The following is a 20,862-nucleotide window of genomic DNA, read 5'->3' as shown; positions in this document are numbered from 1 at the left end:
GTAATAATAAATGTCAAGAGATACATATGAAAATCCATTAATTACCAGATATGCAAGTAAAGAAATGAGCTATATTTTTTCTGACGAAAAAAGATTTTCTACATGGAGAAAATTGTGGGTTGCGTTAGCAGAAGGAGAAAAAGAACTAGGTCTGAATATTAATGATGAACAAATAGATGAAATGAGAGCTAATATTTATAATATTGATTATGACCTTGCAGCAAAAAAAGAGAAAGAGTTCAGACATGATGTCATGGCTCATGTACATACTTTTGGAACAGTATGTCCAAAAGCAATGCCGATAATCCATCTTGGTGCTACAAGCATGTACGTGGTAGATAATGCAGATGCAATCTTAATGAAAGAAGCGTTGATGCTGATTAAAAAGAAGTTGGTAAACCTTATAAGTGTATTGTCAGAATTTTGCATGAAATATAAGGATATACCAACATTAGGATACACTCATTATCAGCCTGCACAGCTTACAACTGTAGGTAAGAGAGCAAGTTTGTGGCTACAAGATTTGCACCTTGATTATGAAGAAATAAATCATGTGATATCAATGGTTAAGTTAAGAGGGGTAAAAGGAACTACAGGGACACAGGCAAGCTTCATGAGCTTATTTGATAATGATGGAGAAAAAGTTAAAAAGTTAGAAGAACTTGTTGTAGATAAAATGGGCTTTAAGGAAGCATTTAAATTGACAGGGCAAACATACACGAGAAAGGTAGATTTCTATGTATTAGCTTCTTTAAGCGGTATAGCTCAAAGTTTGCACAAGGCAACTAATGACATTAGAATATTGCAAAGTCAAAAAGAGATTGAAGAACCATTTGAAAAAAATCAAATTGGATCTTCTGCAATGGCTTATAAAAGAAATCCAATGAGAAGTGAAAGAATTGCATCTTTAGCTAGATTTATTATTTCTAATGAAGCAAATATGGCAAACACAGCTTCAACTCAGTGGCTGGAAAGAACATTGGATGATTCAGCAATTAAGCGTTTGAGCATACCTCAGGGCCTTTTGGCTACCGATGCAATACTTAGTATAGCAATAAATATATTTTCCGGAATGGTTGTAAATGAAAAGGTAATTGAAAAGCACATCCTGGAAGAACTTCCTTTCATGGCAACTGAAAATATTATTATGGAAGCTGTAAAGCGCGGCGGAAACAGACAAGATCTTCATGAAGAAATCAGGGTATTGTCAATGCAGGCTGCAGAGCAGGTGAAAAAATTAGGCAAACAAAATGATTTGATAGAAAGAATGTACAAAAGTAAATTAATAAATATGTCAAAAGAAGAAATTGACGAAACTATCAATCCAATAAATTATATTGGAAGAGCACCAAAGCAAGTTGAAGAATTTTATACGGAAACAATAAAACCGATTCTTGAAGAGAACAAGGAACTTCTTGGTGTAAATGTTGAATTAAACGTATAGCGTTTATTAAGGGGGCAGTGATGATATACACAAAAAGGCTTTATTTAGATAATGCAAAAGAATCTGACATAGAAGCAATAATGGAAATGGAAAATGAAAAGGAAAACAGAAATTTCGTATGTAAGGGTACTTTTGAAGAACATAAAACAGAAATAGAAAATGATGATTTCTATATTTTTGTAATTAAACAAAAGTATAACCATGAAAATGTTGGTTTTATTTTGATTAATTTAGATAACAAATCTGAACGATTTGAATTAAGAAGAATTGTTATTTCAAAAAAAGGAATGGGATATGGCAAGGAAGTCATGGCTGCACTTTTTAAATTTGCATTTGAAGAATTGAATATGAACCGTTTCTGGCTGGACGTATATCCTGACAATTCATTTGGTATTAAGCTATATGAAGGAGTTGGAATGCACAAAGACGGTGTGTTGAGGCAGAATTATAAATCAGAAAGAGGTTATCTAGATCAAATTATTTATTCAATGCTGAAAAGTGAATATTATCAGATCCTGTTAATGAAGTAATAAGGTTAGAAGAATTTAATAATTAAATTTTAATTACGGAGTATCATATATGGCGCAAATGAAAACTAAGGAAATTCAAGAATTAAATGTTTGCTTTTTACCGGAAGGATTTGTAATTGATGAGGTTATTAATTTATCATCAGATACACTAAAGACATGGAAGACTGCATTTGATAATGATAAATATGCAGCCTTATTTCATCTTGGCTTTTTAAATAAAGAAAAATGGTTTACACCTTCAATAGAATATCTTCACCACATAGCAGCAATTCTCATAAAAAAATTGAGCCAACAATCAGAAATTGAATTTTTTAGGGAAAAAGTACAGGTTGAATTGACGGATGAAGAATTTAGTGAACTTAAAGATGAAATACCATTTGCTATTGGGATGGAACATATTGACAATGATTGGTTATTGAATATTTGGGAATCATTATTTGCAGTTTTTAAATCAGAGATAAAAAATTATGATGGTACAGTGGTTCGGTATTTCGCAGAGTACAACGCTAATATAAATGTAGTTGGAAGGGTATTTTTTCATTTGGTTGAAAACAAAGATGGTAAATATCCATTTGCATTTATGGCTACTTATTCAACAAAAACGGTTAAAAGTAAGCGTGCGGTGCACACACCATTGAAAAATGCGCTATCAGAATTTGAAGGTGATGAAAAGAAATTAATATCATTGATTTCAACGGTAGTAAAAGCTGCTGAAAAGAGTTCATTCGTTTCAGAATTGCTTGAAAGCGGTGAATTGTTTTCTCCTTTGAAACTCACAGCAGAAGAGGCATACATAATTCTGAAGGAAATTGTTATTTATGAAGAAGCCGGAATAATGTGCAGAGTACCAGACTGGTGGCGTAAAAAAAGTAATTCAATAGGACTATCAGTCAAGGTTGGAGAAAAGGAGCCGTCTAATGTTGGGTTATCGGCAATTTTGGATTTTTCGCCTTCCTTTATTGTAGGTAATGAAGCAATAACAGAGAGTGAATTAAAAGAATTTTTGAAAATGGCAGAAGGGCTAGTTCAATATAAAGGTAAGTGGGTTGAAATTAGCAAAAATAAACTAGAGGCAGTGCTTAAGGCTTTTGAAAGAGTTAAGGACTTAGCAGAAGACGAAGACTTATCTTTAGCTGATGCAATGCGATTAGAATTAAATATGAATGATTTACTGAATATACCAACCAGTGAGTTTGAAGTATCAGTATCTAATGGTAATTGGTTAAGAAAGTTAAAAGAAACCATGCTTTATTCTAATAATATTGAAAAAGTAATTATTGTACCTTCATTTCATGCAAAATTACGAGAATATCAAGAAAAAGGGTATAACTGGCTTAATCAAATGTCTCAATTTGGGTTCGGCACATGTTTGGCTGATGATATGGGATTAGGTAAGACGGTTCAGATGATTGCTTTTTTAGAATATCACAGAGTCAATAATGGAGGACGGGCTTTACTTATCCTTCCAGCTTCTTTGATTGGAAACTGGCAGAAAGAAATTGAAAAGTTTGCTCCTGAAATGCCATATCAGATACTACATAAAAGCGATTTAAAAAGCTCAGAAATTATCCAGTATAGAGATGGAGAATTTTTATACATAACTACTTATGGCATGGCAGTACGGTTAGAAGAATTAAAAAACAAACATTGGGATTTTTTAATTTTAGATGAAGCACAAGCCATAAAGAATCCAGGAACTAAACAAACAAAAGCAATTAAAGCAATACCGGCCAAGATGCGAATTGCAATGACAGGAACACCAATTGAAAACCGCTTAAGTGACCTTTGGTCGTTATTTGATTTTCTTAATCAGGGGTTGCTAGGAACAGCTAAAGAATTTACTGATTTTACAAAAGAGCTCAAAGATAACACCGTTGGATATTCCAAGTTACGAAAGATGATTCAACCTTTTATACTGAGAAGACTAAAAACTGATAAAAGTATTATATCAGATTTGCCAGATAAGATGGAAATGAATGAATACACTAACTTGACTAAGAAGCAGATTGCCCTTTATAAGCAGCTTATTGAACAGATTGAAGAAAAATTGAAGGTAGCGGAAGGAATTGAACGAAAGGGACTTGTTTTATCAAGTATAATGAAATTTAAGCAAATTTGTAATCATCCGGACCAATACTTAGGCAGAGAAGAATATAAAGCGGAACAAAGCGGTAAATTCGAAAAATTGAGGGAAATATGTGAAACAATATATGAAAAAAGAGAAAAAGTTATTGTTTTCACTCAATTTAAGGAGATGACTGAGCCAATATCAGATTTTTTAAGTGACATATTTCCCAAAGAAGGTTTTGTACTTCACGGAGGTACACCTGTAAAAAAACGAAATGAAATGGTGAAAGAATTTAATAGTGAACATTATATACCTTATATGGTATTATCTTTAAAAGCTGGTGGAGTCGGTCTTAATTTGACTGCAGCCAATCATGTGATTCATTTTGACAGATGGTGGAATCCAGCCGTTGAAAATCAAGCAACAGATCGTGCTTTTCGTATAGGTCAGACTAAGAATGTAATGGTGCATAAATTTGTAACAACAGGGACAATTGAAGAAAAGATTGATACTATGATTGAACAAAAACAGAAATTATCAAAAGATATCTTAACGTCAGCAGGAGAGCAGTGGATAACAGAGTACAATAATGAGGAACTAATGAAGATATTTGCTTTAGGCGGTGATGTTTAATGAGCTATGGTGGATTTCCAAAATATGTTTCAGCAGCAGAAAAAAAGGAAAAGGCGAATAGTTCCATTGCAAAATTAAAAAAGAAAAATCCGAATATTGAACCTATAATTATAGAAGGTCGGACCTTGGCAAAAAGCTGGTGGGGAAAGGCTTGGAACTTAAACCTTGAGAGCTATGCAGATTATGAAAATAGAATTGCAAGGGGTAAAAGCTATGTTCGCAACAACATGGTCTTGGATTTAAAGATAACTAAAGGAAAAGTAATAGCTAAGGTACAGGGTAGTAGGTCAAAGCCCTATGATGTTGAGATTTTAATTGATGCTTTAAGCAGTGAAAAATGGCAACATGTTACCACATTATGCAATAATAGTATAGATTCACTGGAACAATTAATCGAAGGTAAATTTCCAAAAGAATTAGATGTCTTATTTAAAGAGAAAAAGTATGGCATATTTCCATCACCCAAGGAAATTCATTTTGATTGTAGTTGCCCTGATTGGGCAAGTATGTGCAAGCATGTAGCAGCAGTCTTGTATGGAATAGGTGCCAGATTAGATTCCAATCCAATGTTTTTTTTCGAGCTTAGAGATATTGATAGTCAAGAGCTTGTTAGGAAATCAGTGGAACAAAAACTCGAAAGTATGCTTAAAAACGCTGGCAAAAAAAGCAAACGAGAAATTTCAGAAAAGGATATATCAGATATATTTGGTTTGTAGTGTATTTTGACGACTAGCATATGTTATGGAAAATGTATTTTTAATTAATTAACGAAGGATTATTATGAAAATTACAGATAAATTGATGAAACAAATTACAGAGACAAAATATCTTGCTGTTGAAAACTCTTGGAGATACAGGGTTATTATCAGATATTTTTATGAACAGTTTGAACAGATTAATTATATTCTGTATAAAGAAGATGTATATGATGAGCTAATAAAGCATTCTGTGTTTTCTGATTATACTATTGAGCAGTGTTCACTGGATTTAGAAGCTTTAACAAGCTGGGGCAATCTTATAGCGATTCAGGATACCGCTAAGGTGCAGACTATTACTGAATTCAAAAATAAAAAATACAGATATGAAATTACTCAATATACCATTGAAATAGAAAGACTTACAGTAAAATTAGAAAATTTGAAGGTTGAAGGCGCATCCTTGGAGCCTTCACTGTTAGAAAGAATTAAAAATTACTTAGCGTTGATGAAAGATAATTTGAATAAAGATGACAAACTCTTTTTTGAGTGGTGGAGTGATTTAATATCTAATTTTGAAAGATTGAATATACATTATCAGGATTATATAAAACAGATATACAGCTTAAAGCCTGAAGAAATGATGAAAACCGGTGTGTTTTTGGTCTTTAAAGAAAAGCTGATTGATTATTTGAGAGATTTTATAAAAACTTTACAGTTTAACATATATGAAATAGAAGACATATTAAAAAATATATCGCCTGATGATGAACTGAAAATGTATGATAAAATTACAAGGTACAGCTTGAATATACCAAGAGCTGAAACTGTAACCTATGATGAGATATCAGAAAACATAATGCCAAAATGGAAAAATATTAAGAGATGGTTTACAGGCGATATAAACAGAACGAGCGAAGCTGAAAAATTATTTGATATTACCAATGAAATAATCAGAAAACTGACCAGATATGCGGCACAGCTATCTGAGTCTATGACAAATAGCATTAACAGAAAGGAAGATTATAAAAAACTGTGTGAGCTATTTCTGAAAAGCCCAAGCATTGACGATACACATCGTCTGTCTGCATATGTGTTCGGCATTGAAAATATGAGACATATACAGGGGGAATTTGAACGAAAAACAGAAAGCGTAAATTCTGACGTTTTCGACGAGGAACCTTTTGAAGTAATTACTAAGCCCAGAACAAGAACCTATAGAGAAAGGGCAGAGCGAAATGCAATAAAGGATAAGTCTGTAGAAAAGCAGGAGATGCTAAATAAAATATTAGAAGAAAGAAAAGCAGAAGAGGAGCTTATTAATAAATATATAAATGATGGAAAAATCGATTTTGAAAATTTGGGCTTCATAAATCAGTACGTTCGTACAACCTTATTAAGATGGCTCAGCAATTCTATGACTTCAAATAATTATACCGCAAAAAATGAAAATGGAAATATTATCAGAGTATTAAATCCGGATGAAGAAAAGAAATGTCTTATATCATGTGAAGACGGAGACTTTTTAATGCCGGCGTTTGTGCTACGCGTAAAGCAGAATACATAAGCACAGGAAAAGGAAGAAAATGAGAGAATTAATTTACCTACTTGAAAACAAATGGATAATAAGACAGCAGGATAAAGAGCTGTATTATAGTGTTAAAGACAAATTAAAAGACTTTAAGGATTTCTTAAAAGACAAGATGGGTTACCAGCTAATCATTACTTCTGATTTCATTAAATTGGAAAAAATACCTGGGAAAGCTGAGTCATGGATGGGTATTGAAGGCTTCGACAGTAGCATTCAATACGCATTGCTTTGTATAATTTTAATGTTTCTTGAAGATAAGGAAAAAGGTGAACAGTTTGTATTGTCTCAGTTGGTAGATTATATTCAGGCTAATTGGACAGACAAAGAAAACCCCGTTGATTGGACGAAATATGATTTAAGAAAAAAATTCATTAAAGTTTTAAAATATTGTGCAGACATTAATATTATACGGGCAAACGACGGCAGTGAGATATATTTCGCAGATAGTCCGGAAGCGGAAGTACTTTACGAAAATGTAGGTATTTCTAAATATTTGGTAAATAGGTTTTGGGATGACATATCCGGTTTTGAATCTTATAAGGATTTTGAAAACAACGAATACAATAAGTTCGATGAAGATAAAGGTGTAGTACGTAAAAACAGAGTTTACAGAAGTCTTGTAATGTCTCCTGTGGTGTATAAGTATGATGGTTATGAGAATGATTTAATATATATAAAGAATTACAGAGGTATGCTGGAAAATGATATGTCAAAATATATCGGCGCAGAGCTGCATATACATAAAAACAGCGCAATGGTTCTTTTGCACAGCGGAAGTTATAAAAATGTGTTTCCCAATAATAGAAATATATCAGATATTGTTTTACAAATATGCTATTTAATCAGGCAGGAATATGATGAATTTTTCGTCAGCAGTAATTCAAATGCGGATAGTTCACCAATTGATGGCAAAATTGATATACCGTTAGAAAAATTCGAAAATATTATCAAGAAATGTGTTAATTTGTATTCTGACGGATGGAGTAAAAATTTTCGTGAAATGCATATAAAAAGGTTAATAGAAGAGATTATATTTGAAATGAAGGACTTTCAGATGATAGCTGTTGATAAAATTAATGACAGAATTATAATTTTACCTTTAGCGGGAAAATTTGTCGGTAAATATCCTAAAGATTACAAAGCGGGAGGTGACGGTAATGACAAGATGGAAAATGAACAGAGCGGGCTTTATTAACTTTTGGTATTATGATAATGAAATCTATGAATTTGAAGATGGCAGACTGCTTTTGAGAGGCAGCAACGGTTCGGGCAAATCTGTAACCATGCAGAGCCTTATACCGCTGATATTAGATGGTGATAAAAGGCCGGAGCGACTAGATCCATTTGGTTCAAGAGCCAGAAAAATCGATAATTATTTGTTAGATGAAAATTCCGATGATGATGAGCGTACAGGATACATTTTTATGGAGTTTAAAAAGGATGATTCAGATACATACATTACAATTGGACTAGGTATACGAGCCAAGAAAAATACTCCTGTATCGTCGTGGGGGTTCTGCATAATAGACGGAAGACGAATCGGCATTGATTTCAACCTGACAAAGATAACAACAGGAGATATACCTTTAACAAAGAAGGAGTTGGAGAATCGATTAGGTACGGGCGGCTATGTCACGGATAAGATGCAGGACTATATGAGCAAGGTAAATGACCTGCTGTTCGGATACAGTGATATAGATGATTACAGCGAGCTTATTAAATTGTTGATACAGCTTAGAAGTCCAAAATTGTCTAAAGATTTCAAACCTACAGTATTATATGAAATTATGACTAATTCCCTGCAGACTTTAACAGATGAAGATTTAAGACCCATGTCAGAAGCTATTGAAAGTATGGATATAACTAAAAACAGGCTTGAAAGTCTTGAAGAAGCAAAAAAATCATGCAATAAAATAAAAAATGTATATGATAGATATAACCAGATAATATTGTATGAAAAAATTAAAGATTTGCTAAATACAAACAATATATATAATGATTTAGAAAAGGATGTTGTAAAAAAAGAAAAAGATATAATACAAAAACAAGAAAATATTAAAGCGTTCAATGAAAAATTAGAAAATGCAAAAGTAGAAGAAAGTTTATTTAAAACTAAAAAAGAGAATTTACAGGACAGAGACGAATTTAAATTACTGGAAAAGTTATCACAGCTTGAAAAGCAATTAAAAGAGGATACTGAAAAATTATTAAAAAAACAAGAACAGTTAGAGCAGAAAAAGGTAAAAGAAATAGAAATAAATAACAGTATTAAATCAATTGCAGATAACTGTCAGGGAAAAGAAAAAAGCATACTGGTAATACTCGATGAAATGAACGATTTATCTGAATTTATAGGCTTTGGTGAGCATGCCTTCATGAGAGAAGAATTATCCAAAAACTTTAACGCTCAATATGATTTTTCGTTTTTACAAAAAAGTTTTGATATATATAAATCCTTAATTGAAGCTTCAGCAGAATTACTAAAAGAAAAGGCTGATATAACAAAGCTTTATGATGAAAAAGAAAAGCAAATGGGCATAAAGGCAAAGGCAAAGGATGCTGCGGAGTTAAAGGTAAAGCAATCGGAGGAAATGTTTTTTGAAATCAAGGAAGAATATATTGAAAACATCAATAAATATAATGAAAATAATCATTTTTTAAAGATTGAAAAAATTAAATTACATAAGATTATAGAAGCTATTTACAATTATACTACCAACGATTATTTTGATAATATACGTAAAATATTTATAGATTGCCTAAATGAGCAGGTTAATGAAATTAAGCTGCAGGTTGAATTTAAGAAAAATGAAATAGATAGAAAGCAAGTTGAAATAAATGAAAAAAATGATGAAATTGAAAACTGGAAAGATAAAACAGATCCAGAGCCGGACAGAAGGCGAGAAGTCGTTGATAACAGAAATAAGCTAAAGGAATTAAATATACCATTTGTACCATTATATAAAGCTATAGAATTTAATGAAGACGCTGATGAAAAAACCAGATCAGTTATTGAAGAATCATTATTTGAAATGGGTTTGCTGGATGCACTTGTTATACCAAAAGAGTATAGAAAAACTGTCCTTGAAATGGATGGTGATATATGTGATAAATATATATTTTCTGAACCTAATTATTTAAACTATGAATTGTCTCGCGTAATGCATATTGAGAAAAATTATGATGACATTAGTCTCAGCTTAGATGACGTATTAAAAAGCATACTTATTGATGAAGTTGATAACAGTAATTTTATCACTAAGGATGGAATTTACGGGATAGGTATTTTAAGAGGAAGGGTCACAGGCAAATATAAGACTAAATACATAGGAATTACAGCAAGAAAGAAGTTCAGAGAGGAAAAGTTAAAAGAGTTAACTCTGCAGCTTGATGCATTAGTGAATGATAAGGCAAAAATATCAGCGGAACTGGATATATTAATGAAGAGGCATGATTCTATGCTTGAGGAGGGTAATAATTTTCCATCCGAAAATGAATTGAATACAGCTAAAAATATACTCTTTGATTCGAAAAACATTTTAGCAGCAACAATCAACGAATTAGAAGTTATTACTGAAGAATATGAGAAGGTTAAAATAGAATTATTAAAAATCAAGGAAAAGTGCTACTATGCCTGTGAAAAAGTGTTCATTGAGCCTAAAAATTATGATACTTTTACAGAGGCAATTAAAAGCTCCAATGATTATAGTGGCTGTTTGAAGGATTTGAAACATGAGCACATCCTATATCTTAATTATAAAATTAATTTAGCCGGCAAAATGGATGACAAAGAGGATATAGAAGTTGATATATCGGATATAATCGGAGAAATAAGCAGTATTAAAAAATTGGCAGTAGAAACAGAGTCTGGTATTAACAGCATCAATGAGCAGCTTCAATCATCTGAAATTATTAATATACAAAAAGAAATAAAAGAATGTATTGAAAAATTAGAAGAGCTTCCTAAATTAATAATTGAGTTGTCAAGAGAAATAAGCGCTTATGAAACCAGTATCAAACATATTACAGTTGATTTAAATTTGCTGTATCTAAAGAAACAAGAAGAATCTGAAAAATTGCAGCTTGCTTCGGAAACCTTTAAAGGTGAGTATGCACAGGGATTTGTATTTGAATATCGTGACAGTGATAACATTATAAATACAGCTAAAAAGCTTATGACACTTTTAGATGAAGTAAAAAATTATAAGAAGTCAAGCAAGGAAATGGAAATTAATTTAAGAGAGGTGTATTTTGCAGAAAGGGGTATCCTTGCTGAATATAAATTAAGTTTAGAATCATACAATGACAGAAGTTTAATAGGAGCTAAGCATTTAGGTAAAAATTTAAATTTCTATGAGCTGCAGAATCAGATTTCAGAAAATATTGAAATTCAAAGCCAGATAATTAAGGATAAAGATAGAGAAATGTTTGAGGATATATTGGCAAATAATTTGAGCAAAAAAATCAGAGCCAAAATATTTCATAGCAGAAAATGGGTTAATGATATGAACAATCTCATGGAATCACTTGATACTTCAATGGGATTGACATTCAGTCTGAAGTGGGTAGGTAAAAAGGCGGAGACAGAAGAAGAACTGAGCTCAGAAGATTTGGTCAAATTTTTGGAAAGAGATTCACAGCTTATGAAGCAAGAAGATATAGAAAAATTTATACGTCATTTTAAGTCCAAAATAGAAAGAGCAAGGGCAGCTATGCTTGATAAGGGTGAAACAAAAAGCTTCCATGCTACAATAAAAGAGATATTGGATTATAGAGGATGGTTTGAATTTCAACTATATTATACTAAAACCAATGAAAAGAAAAAAGAGCTTACCAATAATGCGTTTTTCACCTTCAGCGGCGGGGAAAAAGCAATGGCTATGTATGTTCCTTTATTTTCAGCTGTATATGCCAGATATGGAGCAGCGAGGAAGGATAGCCCGAGAATTATATCGCTGGATGAAGCATTTGCTGGTGTGGATTCTAAGAATATAAGGGATATGTTCAGACTGTTGGTAGAATTAGATTTAAGCTTCATAGTAAATTCCCAGGTGCTGTGGGGTGATTATGATACTGTGCCTGAATTAGCTATTGCAGAAATTATAAGACCAAACAATTCAAAGTTTGTAACGGTTATTAGATACAAATGGAATGGTAAGTACAGAGAAATGGTGAGATAGTATGAGTGATGTATTACTTGTAGAGTGTGTATCTTATTTTAAAAGTAATAAGGAATACAAAAGAGTTTTTACAAAAGTAAAAGATAAATATATTAGTATTGGAACCTTTGGCGGTACAATAAAGTTGGATAATATTACTGATGGGGAAAAATCGGCCCTGATAAATTTATTAGGGCAAAAGTTTTATCTTAATAAATCAAATATAATAAAGGTTAATGATTTGGTGGAATCCTTCAAAGACACAAAATTTGAAGGAGTTGATTTCTATGACTTCCTGTGTTTATATTTTGGAGAGCAGATTAAAATAAAAAGAGATTTAAAAGAAGATAATAGAATAAAAAGAGAGAATTTCTTAGAAAAATTAAAAAATTACACAGATGAAAATGTTTATAATTTTGTGATAGACATATTCAGCAGTAAAAGCAGCGGCAGTTATAATTTAGTCAGCAGCAAATTTAATGACGATGGGTTGGGTAATATACTTTTAGAGGAATTAATCCATTTAAATCATATTATTCGTAAAACAGAAGGTGAATCTAAAATTAGATTGGCTATATTAGCTTCTGAGACAACAAATAACCCACATGCGTTAGACGAGACTACATTTTTAAACAAAATTCTGACATATTATTTATGCAAAAAAAGTGGTGCTAAAATTCCAACTAACGCAGAGGAAAAAAATGCATTGCTGTATGAAAATAATATATTAAAGGATGATCTATCGAATAATACATTAGTTACGGGCGTGTATGCATATTCATATGACGGTAATATTCTAAAAGGGCATGAAGGGTGGAATAATTTGTCCGACAGGTATGAGCCATTTGCGTTGTCTTTAGTAAATTTAAATAAGTTGGATATTTTAAAGCCCATGAACAAAAAAGTAATAATTTTAGAAAATCCGACAGTATTTATGAAATATTATGAGCTTTTATCGAAAGAGAATACCAAATTTACTTTAATTTGTTCAAATGGACAAATTAATTTGTCAACATTAATGATATTGGATATGCTAAGCAAAAATGATTGCAGATTTTATTATTCAGGTGACTTTGACCCTGAAGGTCTGCTCATAGCTGACAAATTATTAGAAAGATACAAGAATAAAATTGAGCCTTTATTTTATAATGAGGATAATTATTATTCTGCCTTGTCAAGTGAGATTGTTTCTGATAAAAGATTAAAACAATTGGATAAAATTAAAGATACTAAATTAAAAATTATAGCAGAGTGCATCAAGAAAGAAAAAAGAGCCACATATCAGGAAAGCTTAAATATAAACATTCACAATATTATAAAAGAAGAAATAAATTTATGACCGAAATAGTAAAAGTTTACAGAAATATATTAGATAAATTAATTATTAAATCATTAAAAACTGAGGATATTAAATTCTCATGTTTACAATAATCATTATTTGTTTTATTTTCAAAATTATATATTGTTAAAGTTTCTGTTTTAGGATTAGCAATCCAGTATTCTTTAACTCCAAACAATTCATATTTATAGAGTTTTGTGAAGGTATCCGTATATTTACTACTTGGGCTTATTATTTCAATTACAATTTCAGGTGCTTTTTTATATCTTTGAAAATCGCTATTATCTAACCCACAAATAACTGATAAGTCCGGAATTAACACATCATTATTAAATTCTAATTCAGCTTCAGTGAATACCATACAGTTTTTTCCTCTAAGATAGGTTCCTATTTCAAGATTTAATCTGCTCATGATTTCTTGATGCTTGTAATTTGGACGAGGAGACATTAAAACAATTCCATCAATTAATTCATATTTGTTTTCATCTTTAGTTTTTAAATCATTAAATTCGAATAATGAAAATCTCTTATTTGAATATAGTTCCATTGTTACCTCCATTTTTTTATTTATTATACCTTAGGTTAATTTTCTTAATTATATCAAATAATATTTATGATAGCAATAAGTAGTTAATATGAATTATTTTCAATGAAGAAACAAATTCATGACTGACTTGTGGCGTTGTCCCGAGATTAATTCATATGCCAGTTATTTTTACCTTCTGCGGGTCCTTGATTGTGCCGGGATGTTCCAAAACTCCACCAGGAGCAGCACCATTTGCAAAAAACTTTGCTCCATATTCTTCTGTTGTCATAGATAAACCAACTGCATTTTTAGCCATTGCAATAGGGGAATAGCCTACCAATCCATCAAACCCTAAGCCAGGAATATGCAAAACATCTGAAGGGTCAAGATATACCTGACTATCTTTTAAGAGTGGGTACATCCTCAGTGCTTCTTTGGTACAAATAAAAGAGCCGACCATTTTTGTCACGGTCGACTGTCATTTTGTTTGGCATTAAAGGGTAGAGAGCAATAACCTCACCACGAGCATTACGTATAATCTGAGCATAAGCATTGCCCCATAATAAAAGATGACTCATAAGCGTTTCTCTAAACGAAAATGAAGTCATCTCTGGGTTTGGCTCGTCATGGAGCAGTTTATATAACGGGTGTTTTAAATATTTTTCTTTACCTTCTGAACTATTATATTTGTACACATGAAGGGGGAGACAGGCCACTGTTTCAGCAAGTATCCTTACACACGAGTATACAGCCGACATTTGCATAGCGGTATGTTCATTAATTTGTTTTCCGGCAGTAGTTCCTCCAAAAAAAAGCTGTAGCGGCTGCCACTTAAGCTATCTATTGGCTTGTCACGAGCCTTAAATATTCCTTTTAATAATCCCATAGACATCTCTCCTTAAAAATGGGCATGAAAAAAGCAACTATCATTTGATAGATGCTTTATATTTTTTATAGAAGTATTAAATTAAATCTATCTAAATTATATTTTTAAACATATATATTAATTCTGTTAGTTATGCTCTTTAGTTATTATCACTACATTTGATTATATCTAATATTTTTGATATTTTGCTCTGACCATAGTATAAGTTACAGATTCATCAAAATTGATTTTAAATATCTAATAACCTAATTTATATTCATCATATTTGTTTTCATTTTCTAACACATCTTCAAAAAAGTAGTTGATTTCATTTTAAAATTTCATAAAATCATATTTCATCAAATGGAGCACCCGATTCTCCGAAATTGTGCCAATGAAATTCAGTAATCCTGGTATCCTCATAATATGGGAAAATTCTAGTCAAGTAATCATAATTTTTCCATCCAAAGATGGTATTCTCGTAATAATCCATTTTTAAATTAGGATATTTATACCCAGCTTCTAAAAATCCACCTCTTATCTTCTTTGTAGGCATTGAACTAATAGCGGCGTTTGCCATGCTTTTTAGATATGAATTAATAGAATCTTCAAATGCTTTCATCTGTTCATCTGTGTATTTTATGCTGTTTCTAATGTTATAATATTCATATTCAATAGTTGACCAAGGAATAACTATGGCTATAAAAACAAGAAGAGGAGCGTCATATAAAAGAAGAATTAAGTGAAGAAGAACTTAAAATTTATGATCTTCTAAGAAAAGACAAATTAACACATGATGAAGAGAAAAAGGTAAAACTTGCGGCAAAATCTCTTTATGAAACATTAACTATGAAAAAATTCGAACTTTTTATTGTAGGTTGGCAATATCATGCTCAACCAAAAGAAAAAGTGAAGAGTGAAATAATTTCAGTATTAAATGATTTTTTGCCATCTAGTTATGAACGTGACATATTTACACAAAAAACTAATATTGTTTATGAACATATAGTTGACCAAGCTATCATGGGTTTTAGCTGGGTTGTATAAACAAAGTAGGTGGATTATTATTACAAAATGTTTTCATAACATAGAGCTTTTAAATCGGAGTTAAAGAGTTTATGTAATTAAATGAGATTATTTTTTAAAAATAATTTTTTAAATTGTGTTTAAAGAAATATTCTATGGGTATATAAGTAAAACCAAATAAATTTATTGCCTAAATAACTCAATATTAATTAAGATAATTTGAATTTATCGCTATAGAGATATGAGCTGTCATAGGTTTATAAGTGTTGACCGAGTAATACAGTACAAAATGATGTAGGTTATAATTACTGGATGTTTAGAATTTATAAAATGATTTGGACTACAATATATTTTCAAAGCCAAGCTTTTAAAATGTAATTTAGGTAAATTATTAGATAAACTTCGAAAGCCAATTAGATAAGTTATATTCATAACCGGTAGTATAAAAAGAAGACATGAATAAATTTAGGGATGGTAAGATTTCAAAAGAAATCTTTCAAAGCCAAATATCTGTTAATAGTTAATAGTTAAAAGGTAGGATTGTTTGGTAAAAAATGAGAGGAGTCTCTATGGAAAATCTCATGGAAAACAGATAGCACCTAATTTTCAAAGAAATGCGAAAATTAGGTGCTATCTATTTTATAATTAATTTTCCTTATTTACGGCGTTTTGTAAATTCAGCAACTGCTGTAACTAAAACGCTGCTTAAAGAATTTAAAGCTGTTTCGCAAGAATCAAGAATTTTATATGAAATAGAGGAGATTTGGTAAAAATCCCTGTATAAATTACGAATTTTAATGTCGCAAAATAGATATTTTGCGACATTAAATTATTATAACGCGAGGTAGACGCTTAAATCCTTGCAATTCTAACGTTTTAGGTCTCTTGGTTTAAATTTATTAAATTATGATTAATTGATTATATTTTTATAGAATTTCTACGGAATAATTTATATCCAGAAGTTTTTCAAATTTGATTTTTACATTTAAGATTAAAACTATATTGAGAATATATTTTAGCATATTTATAAATTGAAATCTACGAAATTCGTTGATATATCAATTTGCTTGATTTTAAGTTCAAAAATCCGAACCTCTAAAATGCGTTTAAACAAAAGTTATTTTGCTTCTTGACTTATTACCTTACGATATATTACAAATACAGCTTTTTCTGCAAAAATTTATAATTTCATATTTTAACCCGCTAGCTGCTGATTGTTTTGTCTAATATTTTCATGAATTTTATTTAGATAATAATTTAAAAATATTAATTTATAATTGTTAATTGCATTTAATGCAATTTTTGTATATAATAAAATTATAAAATATTTTGCGACATTTTTGCTGCGATAACAAGGAGAAAATTATGTACACAAATTATAATGACTTATGCCCTGCTCCCATGAGCAGTTTTCTAGAATATTTATTATCCATCAGAGGCAAATCAGAAAAAACAGTTAACGAATATTTTTTGGATCTTCGAACTTTTTACAGATTTTTGGTTATGAGATTTAAATTAAGTGACAAAATTGATGTTTTTGAAGAAATAGACATCTCCCTTGTCACTATTGATACATTAAAAAAAATTAAAATTATGGATCTGCATTCCTTCATTGCTTATATTGACAGGGAAAGAAATAATTCTAATAGGACAAAAGCTAGAAAAATAGCATGTCTTCGCTCATTTTTCAAATATTTATATTCCATAGTTAAACTCATTCCGGAAAATCCAGCCCTTGATTTGGAAACTCCAAAGAAAAACAGCCGCCTTCCTGTGGCTTTGTCGCTGGATGAATCCAAGAATCTTCTCACATCCATAAGCGGTACAAACGAAAAACGAGATTATGCCATTATTACACTGTTTTTAAATTGCGGTCTTCGTTTGTCTGAACTTATAAGCATAAATATCGACAAAATTAAGGGAGATACGCTTACAGTTGTAGGAAAAGGCAACAAGGAAAGGACAATATATTTAAATGATGTATGTGTTAAAGCCATTGAAGATTATCTTGAAGAAAGGACTGATCCCAAGCCTGGCCATGAAAAAGCTTTGTTTATAAGCAACAAGAAAAGCCGCTTTTCGCAAAAAGGCGTTCAGCACATGTTGGACAAATATCTGACAGAAGCAGGTTTGTCAGGCAAGCACTATTCTCCACATAAGCTTCGCCACACTGCCGCTACTCTCATGTATCAATATGGACATGTGGATATTCGTGCCCTACAGGAAATACTAGGCCACGAAAGTGTTTCAACTACGCAAATTTATACCCACATTGACAAGGAACAGCTTCGTGATGCAGTTAAATTAAATCCTCTGAATGATTTGACTAGTTAAGCGGTATTTTGATTACGTCTCCAGGGTAAATTGATGCTTCTTCTATGTTGTTTTCTACTGATATGCTGTAAATCAATTCTCTGATTTCTGTGTCCCCAGAATAATCAGATGCAATTGACCAAAGAGTGTCTCCGTTTTTTACTGTTACAAGTTCAAACTGAGGTATATCTTTGGAATATGCGTTAAAAGTTGCAGCAAATGTAAAAACAGTCATGCTTATTGATAATATCGATAAAAACATAAATCTTTTAAACTTTTTAATATTGTTCACTTTGTATTTGTTTAATATTATCATAATCCACCTCGAACATATTTTCTATTTCAATTTTAACAGAACATTAGTTCGATGTCAACATGTTTTTTTGATTTTCTCAAACAAATGTTTGATTTATTTGGAAAAGTATGATAATATATAAAAAAACAAAAGAGGTGGATACATGAATTATGAAGGCTTAAGCGATAAGCAAGTTAAAATATTACAATACATAAAGAATGAATTATCTTTAAGAGGCTATCCCCCGTCCATCCGTGAAATCTGCAAGGCCGTAGGTTTAAGCTCTACTTCTTCGGTACATGCTCACTTGAACACTTTAGAAGAAAAAGGTTATTTAAAAAAAGGAACCAATAAACGAAGAGCTCTCGAATTGATTGATATAGATGATATATGCTGCAATCTTCCTAAAAAAGAAATAGTCAATGTTCCAATAATAGGCACAGTAACTGCAGGAGCACCAATTCTTGCTGTTGAAAATGTAGATGATACCCTCCCTATTTCAATTGATTTTGTAGGAAATAAAGAATCTTACGTACTGAAAGTAAAAGGTGAAAGTATGATTGAAGCAGGTATTTTAAATGGAGATTTTGTAATTGTAAATTCTCAAAATACCGCAAAAAACGGAGACATAGTTGTTGCACTAATAGATGATGAAGCAACGGTAAAAACTTTTTATAAAGAAAAGGACCACATTCGTCTGCAGCCTCAAAACAACGCAATGGACCCTATTTTAATCAAGGACCCGTATATTTTAGGCGTAGTTAAAGCCGTAGTTAGAAAATATTAAATTAAGAAAGATAAGCGTCTGTGACCTTATATTTTAAGGTAACAGCCGCTTTTTAGCGTCATATTTTATTTTTAATTTCTTCAAACTCCATCATTTTTTGCAAAGACAGCATAACTCCAAGTTTTGCATGGTCGTAGAACAATCCGCCTTGTATATAGGCAATATATGGAGGTCTCATTGGTGCATCTGCACTAAGTTCTATAGATGAGCCTGATACGAAAGCACCTGATGCCATAATTACTTGGTTTGTATATCCCGGCATATCCCATGGGATTGGTGAAACATGAGAATCAACAGGTGAAGAACTTTGAATTGCTTCACATATTTTAATGACCATATCACTATTATTAAATTTAATTGCCTGGACAATGTCGCTTCTGCCATCTTCTAATGTAGGAGTAATTTCAAAACCTAGTGAGCTGAATACCCCTCCAAACAGAAGTGCACCTTTTAAGGCTTCACTTACTATGTGCGGTGCAAAAAATAAACCTTGAAGTGTATTTCTTGTTGTTCCGAATGTAAGGCCGATTTCTTTTCCAACACCTGGAGCAGTCAAGCGGTTTGCAATTCGGTCAATTATAACTTTTTTGCCGGCTACATATCCTCCCGAAAGAGATATTCCTCCACCCGGATTTTTAATCAAAGATCCTATAATTACATCTGCACCGACATCTGATGGTTCAAATTCATCTACGAATTCTCCGTAGCAATTGTCAACCATTATATATATATTTGGATACACTTCTCGTATTTTTTCTATTGCAGTTTTTATTTTAGAAATAGTCAGTGCAGGACGAAAACTGTAACCTGTCGAACGCTGTATCATCAATAGTTTAGTTTTCATTGTTACTGATTTAATTGCACTTTCCCAATCAATATCATTATTATAAAGAGGAATTTCTTTATATATAATTCCTGCTTCTTTTAAATTGCATGGTTCATTTCCTTCTTCACCAAGGACTGTAAGGAGCGTGTCGTATGGACGCCCTGATATTGCAATAACTTCATCACCATATTTAAGTATAGCCGACAAGGTCAAGTATAAAGCATGAGTTCCTGAGGCAATTGACGGCCTTACAAGAGCATCTTCTGTATGAAAAACAGAAGCGAATATTTTTTCGGCTTTCTCTCTTCCCACATCGTCATATCCATATCCTGTATTCCAATAAAAATTAGTATAATCAAGCTTATGCTCCTGCATTGCACTGATTACTTTAAATTGATTGTATTCCCTTATTTTTTCGATTTGTTCAAAATATTTTTCTTTAATTTCTTTTTCAATTTTCGTTACGTAATTAAAAACAGTCTTACTAACGTTAAACCGTTTACATAATATATCTTCTGTCAACATTTATTACTCCTCTATTGTATCGTTACTAAAAAGTCTTACTTGCTTATAAGGCAATATAGATGTTATTGCATGTTTGTAAACTAATTGTTGTCCTTTATCAGTTTCAATGAAAACAACATAGTTGTCAAAGCCTGTTACAGTTCCTGTTAGCTTGTAGCCATTGTTTAAAAATATTGTTATTGTAATTTTCTCTCTTCTTACATTGTTTAAAAAAGAATCCTGCATATTAATTGCTACCAT

At 31.5% G+C, this 20,862-nt stretch carries 16 protein-coding genes and 1 pseudogene; 11 read left to right on the top strand and 6 right to left on the bottom strand.

Annotation, left to right across the window (positions count from 1 at the left end; genetic code table 11):
• The first annotated feature begins 10 nt into the window (after positions 1-10).
• The 8 genes from purB (at position 11) to SA378_RS07120 (ending at position 13,459) form a co-directional block, all read left to right on the top strand.
• Positions 11-1,444, top strand: coding sequence for an adenylosuccinate lyase (purB, locus tag SA378_RS07155; RefSeq protein ID WP_318525297.1), 1,434 nt, complete (start codon positions 11-13; stop codon positions 1,442-1,444).
• Between the two features lie 20 nt (positions 1,445-1,464).
• The gene (locus SA378_RS07150) at positions 1,465-1,974 is read left to right on the top strand and encodes a GNAT family protein (protein ID WP_318525296.1); all 510 of its coding nucleotides are present in this window, start codon (positions 1,465-1,467) and stop codon (positions 1,972-1,974) included.
• 49 nt (positions 1,975-2,023) lie between these two features.
• A complete protein-coding gene (locus SA378_RS07145; RefSeq protein WP_318525295.1) occupies positions 2,024-4,675 on the top strand; it encodes a DEAD/DEAH box helicase in 2,652 nt (883 codons plus the stop codon).
• Positions 4,675-5,391 (top strand): hypothetical protein, encoded by a 717-nt coding sequence (locus SA378_RS07140; protein ID WP_318525294.1) that lies wholly within the window; start codon positions 4,675-4,677, stop codon positions 5,389-5,391. Before SA378_RS07145 ends, SA378_RS07140 begins: the two co-directional genes overlap by 1 nt.
• A 64-nt stretch (positions 5,392-5,455) precedes the next feature.
• The gene (locus SA378_RS07135) at positions 5,456-6,937 is read left to right on the top strand and encodes a TIGR02677 family protein (protein WP_318525293.1); all 1,482 of its coding nucleotides are present in this window, start codon (positions 5,456-5,458) and stop codon (positions 6,935-6,937) included.
• Between the two features lie 19 nt (positions 6,938-6,956).
• Entirely contained in the window at positions 6,957-8,156 is a 1,200-nt protein-coding gene (locus tag SA378_RS07130; protein ID WP_318525292.1) for a TIGR02678 family protein, read from the top strand.
• The gene (locus SA378_RS07125) at positions 8,119-12,141 is read left to right on the top strand and encodes a TIGR02680 family protein (protein WP_318525291.1); all 4,023 of its coding nucleotides are present in this window, start codon (positions 8,119-8,121) and stop codon (positions 12,139-12,141) included. The genes SA378_RS07130 and SA378_RS07125 overlap by 38 nt, the downstream gene beginning before the upstream one ends.
• Position 12,142: 1 nt before the next feature.
• Complete coding sequence (locus SA378_RS07120; protein ID WP_318525290.1) at positions 12,143-13,459, top strand: TIGR02679 domain-containing protein; 1,317 nt, start codon at positions 12,143-12,145, stop codon at positions 13,457-13,459.
• A 16-nt stretch (positions 13,460-13,475) separates the two neighbouring features.
• Here the strand turns inward: SA378_RS07120 and SA378_RS07115 are convergent, their stop codons facing one another.
• The 3 genes and pseudogenes from SA378_RS07115 to SA378_RS07105 all read right to left on the bottom strand — a co-directional run bounded on the left by SA378_RS07115 (position 13,476) and on the right by SA378_RS07105 (position 15,472).
• On the bottom strand, positions 13,476-14,006 hold the full coding sequence (locus tag SA378_RS07115; protein WP_318525289.1) for a Uma2 family endonuclease: 531 nt from the start codon (positions 14,004-14,006) through the stop codon (positions 13,476-13,478).
• A gap of 166 nt (positions 14,007-14,172) precedes the next feature.
• A pseudogene (locus SA378_RS07110) lies at positions 14,173-14,871 on the bottom strand (phage portal protein); the annotation flags it as partial.
• A gap of 328 nt (positions 14,872-15,199) precedes the next feature.
• Positions 15,200-15,472, bottom strand: coding sequence for a hypothetical protein (locus tag SA378_RS07105; RefSeq protein WP_318525288.1), 273 nt, complete (start codon positions 15,470-15,472; stop codon positions 15,200-15,202).
• Positions 15,473-15,699: 227 nt separating this feature from the next.
• Between SA378_RS07105 and SA378_RS07100 the strand changes: the two genes are divergently transcribed.
• The gene (locus SA378_RS07100; protein ID WP_318525287.1) at positions 15,700-15,897 is read left to right on the top strand and encodes a hypothetical protein; all 198 of its coding nucleotides are present in this window, start codon (positions 15,700-15,702) and stop codon (positions 15,895-15,897) included.
• A 1,344-nt stretch (positions 15,898-17,241) separates the two neighbouring features.
• Positions 17,242-18,210 carry a tyrosine recombinase XerC gene (locus SA378_RS07095; RefSeq protein ID WP_318525286.1) on the top strand — a complete coding sequence of 323 codons (969 nt, stop codon included), beginning with the start codon at positions 17,242-17,244 and terminating at the stop codon, positions 18,208-18,210.
• Here the strand turns inward: SA378_RS07095 and SA378_RS07090 are convergent.
• Positions 18,203-18,505 (bottom strand): LysM peptidoglycan-binding domain-containing protein, encoded by a 303-nt coding sequence (locus tag SA378_RS07090; protein WP_318525285.1) that lies wholly within the window; start codon positions 18,503-18,505, stop codon positions 18,203-18,205. The two genes, SA378_RS07095 and SA378_RS07090, sit on opposite strands and share 8 nt — an antisense overlap.
• A 142-nt stretch (positions 18,506-18,647) precedes the next feature.
• Here SA378_RS07090 and lexA point away from each other — a divergent pair, with 142 nt between their 5' ends.
• Positions 18,648-19,271: a transcriptional repressor LexA gene (gene lexA / locus SA378_RS07085; protein WP_318525284.1), complete on the top strand. Its 624-nt coding sequence runs from the start codon at positions 18,648-18,650 to the stop codon at positions 19,269-19,271.
• Positions 19,272-19,329: 58 nt separating this feature from the next.
• Here lexA and SA378_RS07080 read toward each other — a convergent pair whose 3' ends face one another.
• Both SA378_RS07080 and hfq read right to left on the bottom strand, forming a co-directional pair.
• The gene (locus tag SA378_RS07080) at positions 19,330-20,622 is read right to left on the bottom strand and encodes an aminotransferase class I/II-fold pyridoxal phosphate-dependent enzyme (RefSeq protein ID WP_318525283.1); all 1,293 of its coding nucleotides are present in this window, start codon (positions 20,620-20,622) and stop codon (positions 19,330-19,332) included.
• A 3-nt stretch (positions 20,623-20,625) separates the two neighbouring features.
• The gene (gene hfq, locus SA378_RS07075) at positions 20,626-20,862 is read right to left on the bottom strand and encodes an RNA chaperone Hfq (RefSeq protein WP_318525282.1); all 237 of its coding nucleotides are present in this window, start codon (positions 20,860-20,862) and stop codon (positions 20,626-20,628) included.

Source organism: Sedimentibacter sp. (assembly GCF_033447055.1).
Taxonomy (GTDB): Bacteria; Bacillota; Clostridia; order Tissierellales; family Sedimentibacteraceae; genus Sedimentibacter.
The sequence above is the reverse complement of the archived record's forward strand: the minus strand, read 5'-3'. Positions and strand labels throughout refer to the sequence as shown.